Below are 2,889 nucleotides of genomic sequence, written 5' to 3'. Positions count from 1 at the left end.
TTCGGGGGCGCCCTTGGAGGTCTCGGAAAGAACTGGCAGAACCTTCTCAAGGCGGGTCTCTTTACCGCCACCATCTGGGGACTGCAACAGATTTTCAAGCTGGGAAACGCCATAAAACAGGCGTGGAAGGAACATGAACGACAGAACGCCATCGAGGGAGCCTCCGAGGTCAAGAAACAGGTGGAAAGCGGCACATACTTCGCCGACCTTCTGCGCACATACCGCCGCGACTTCCAGGCTCTCGGAACGCAGCCCGTCGAGATGGACGGATTGCAGAGAATGGCCGTCAACGAGAAGGGCGACTTCATCGACAGCGAGGGAAAGCCCATCGACTTCGCGACGCTAGGAATACCGCTTGCCGCACGCGAACTGCAACGTAAGTACAATGTCGCCCGGTATTATGACGAGAACAAGGATGCAGCGAAGAAGTACGCGCAGAAGCAGCTCAACGACGCCTACATGATGAAGGGCGCCGACCTGGGCGCCGACGGCTACGGGAACGGCACGGCTCCCGAAGTGAACTTCACGCCCGTCGATATGGATGCGGAAATACAGAAGGCTATGCAGGCCGCTGCAAAGAGCGCCAAGGGCGACACCAACATCACTAACATCGAATACACGAACAACATCACCACGGATTCCGACATGATGGCCAAGCTCATAAAGGAGAACCTAAGAACGCTTCTCCAGTCCCAGCTGACCTTCAAGACACGCGCCGAGGGCGTAAAGGCCCTTGCGCTATGATTGGAATACTCAACATCGCCCAGCAGGCGTATTCACGCTACAGCCACCCGCCCCGCGCCATTCCCGCCTCGCTGTTCATGCGCAACGAGGAATTTGGCCTTGCCACGAAGGACGGGGACGGCAACTACATCTATACGAACATCCCCTTCGACCTGCTCATCGACGAAAGCCACGAACTGGATTTCGACATTACAGACCATGCCGTGGAAAACGGGTCCACCATCAGCGACCATGTGCAGCAGCGGCTCCGCACGGTCAAGATTACGGGAATGTTCACGAACCACCCGCTGAACGCCTCCGCCGGATTCGTTGACGACAAGGGCGAACTCACTGGCAAGTCGTGGCGCGAAAACCGCGTAGAAATCGACAACGCCCCCGCCATCACGAACACTGCTCTTTCCAGGTGGGAGGTGCTGACGAAATGCGCAAAGAGCCGCAAGAAGGTGCGCGTCATTACCAGCCTGGAAGTCTATGAGGAAATGGTCATTGAGAACCTCAAGGCGGACAGGGGCGCGGAGGACGGCGAGGCAATCAAGTTCTCCATGACCTTGCGCGAGATACGCACCGCCACCTTCGCGAGCGACAACATCACGGGCGAATGGGACGCGCCGCAGCCGCCACAACAGAATACAGCCGCAGAGCAGGCCATGTCAAGGAAGGCGAACGCTGGCAATGTATCGGGCGACGCGAGCGAGACAGCACAGGAAGCGGCGGCGAAGATGGACGAATCGCTCGGGAGGGACTACCAGTGATTAAGATTCCCGTGAATACGAACAACGGTTCATATCTTGTTGAAAAAGTGAATATCGAAGGGACGATGCTCAACATCCGTCTCTTGTGGAACTGGCGCGACGGCTTCTGGTACGGTGACTTCGAGACGGTCAACGGCAAGCGATGCGGCATCCGGCTCGTTCCAAATTCGCGGCTTCTGCGTTCCCACAACAACGTCCTCGAAAACGGCGAGCTTGCAATCTTCAAGCGCGAAAAGACCTGCGCGGAGCCGCTGAACCACGACAACCTGGGGAAAGCGTATATACTCCATTACCTGACGAAGGACGACGTAAACGTATTCATAGAGGCGGGGATGCTCTGATGGCTTTCGGACGCGTTATCCACCTGTATGTCGGCAAGTTCGCCGTCGGAAACCTGACCTCGCAAAACTCGAAGGACTTTTCCCAGTTCGACATAGAGTTCGAGGTGACGCGCTCAATCGAGTGGTACGACAACGAGGCGACCATCACCATCTACAACCCTTCTCCGGAAGCGATAAACTTCATCATGAGCGAGGGAAACAGCGTATTACTCCAGGCTGGCTACGAGGATGAAACCGTCGGCAACATATTCGTCGGACAAATCGGCATGGCCGTTCCCAGGCGCGTCGGCAGCGACGTGGAACTTGTCATAACCTGCGTCTCGGCGCGTGGGACATTCTACCAGCTTGCAAGGCTGAATTGTGCAATCCAGTTCGACAGTTCCGCCATAGTCAAGAAATGCTTGCAGGAGCTTTGCGACTATGCGGGAACGGCATTACGCGCCGGAAGCCAGAAAGAACTTTCCCAGCCCATCGAAACGGAGTTCTGCATTTCCGGCACGTTCAAGCAGGCGGTCTGTTCTTTCCGCGACAACATACTTATTCCCAAGTTCGGACTGCACCTCTATTTCGACAATAACGAAATGATTGTGGTGAACGGCGACGAAAAGAGCATCGAGGTGGAAGAAATTACGCTTGATTTCAAAAGCGGCTTGCTCCAGGCGGAAGAAATACGCGACGAGAGCCTGAACAAGGTCAACTTCGCGGACGACCCGTCCTATTACCTTTTCTCGCAGAACGAGGCGGACGAACCCAGCCAACAGAAGAAGCCTAGCAAGGAAATAGACCGCACGCGCAAAATCCACTTTACCGCGCTTATATCGCCCAAGTATGCGCCGAACGTATTCGTTCGCATGGACTCAAGCAAGGGCGATTCCTACGACAGCGTAGGTTCGATGGCGATAAAGGGCGACTTCATCATCACGGAATGTACTTTCAGAGGCTCCAACATGGGCAGCGACTTCACCGTCGAATGTGACGCGAGGGAGGTGAACTGGTAATGGCCAACAGCATCGCGAAACTGCTGGACAGTTTCTTCGACAACAAGATGGAAG

Annotated in this window: 4 protein-coding genes; all 4 read left to right on the top strand. The window is 55.6% G+C overall.

The window, feature by feature from the left end; translation table 11 throughout:
• On the top strand, positions 1–744 hold a 744-nt coding region (locus tag IKG78_RS02110), incomplete at its 5' end, for a hypothetical protein (RefSeq protein WP_290938661.1).
• Positions 741–1,496 carry a phage baseplate protein gene (locus tag IKG78_RS02105; RefSeq protein ID WP_290938659.1) on the top strand — a complete coding sequence of 252 codons (756 nt, stop codon included), beginning with the start codon at positions 741–743 and terminating at the stop codon, positions 1,494–1,496. The genes IKG78_RS02110 and IKG78_RS02105, both read left to right, overlap by 4 nt.
• Positions 1,493–1,837 carry a hypothetical protein gene (locus tag IKG78_RS02100; RefSeq protein ID WP_088627485.1) on the top strand — a complete coding sequence of 115 codons (345 nt, stop codon included), beginning with the start codon at positions 1,493–1,495 and terminating at the stop codon, positions 1,835–1,837. The genes IKG78_RS02105 and IKG78_RS02100 overlap by 4 nt, the downstream gene beginning before the upstream one ends.
• Positions 1,837–2,835 carry a hypothetical protein gene (locus tag IKG78_RS02095; protein ID WP_290938656.1) on the top strand — a complete coding sequence of 333 codons (999 nt, stop codon included), beginning with the start codon at positions 1,837–1,839 and terminating at the stop codon, positions 2,833–2,835. The genes IKG78_RS02100 and IKG78_RS02095 overlap by 1 nt, the downstream gene beginning before the upstream one ends.
• Positions 2,836–2,889 lie beyond the last annotated feature (54 nt).

The sequence above is a fragment of the Fibrobacter sp. genome (genome assembly GCF_017545445.1).
Classification (GTDB): domain Bacteria; phylum Fibrobacterota; class Fibrobacteria; order Fibrobacterales; family Fibrobacteraceae; genus Fibrobacter.
This window is presented reverse-complemented; position numbering and strand designations above follow the sequence as displayed.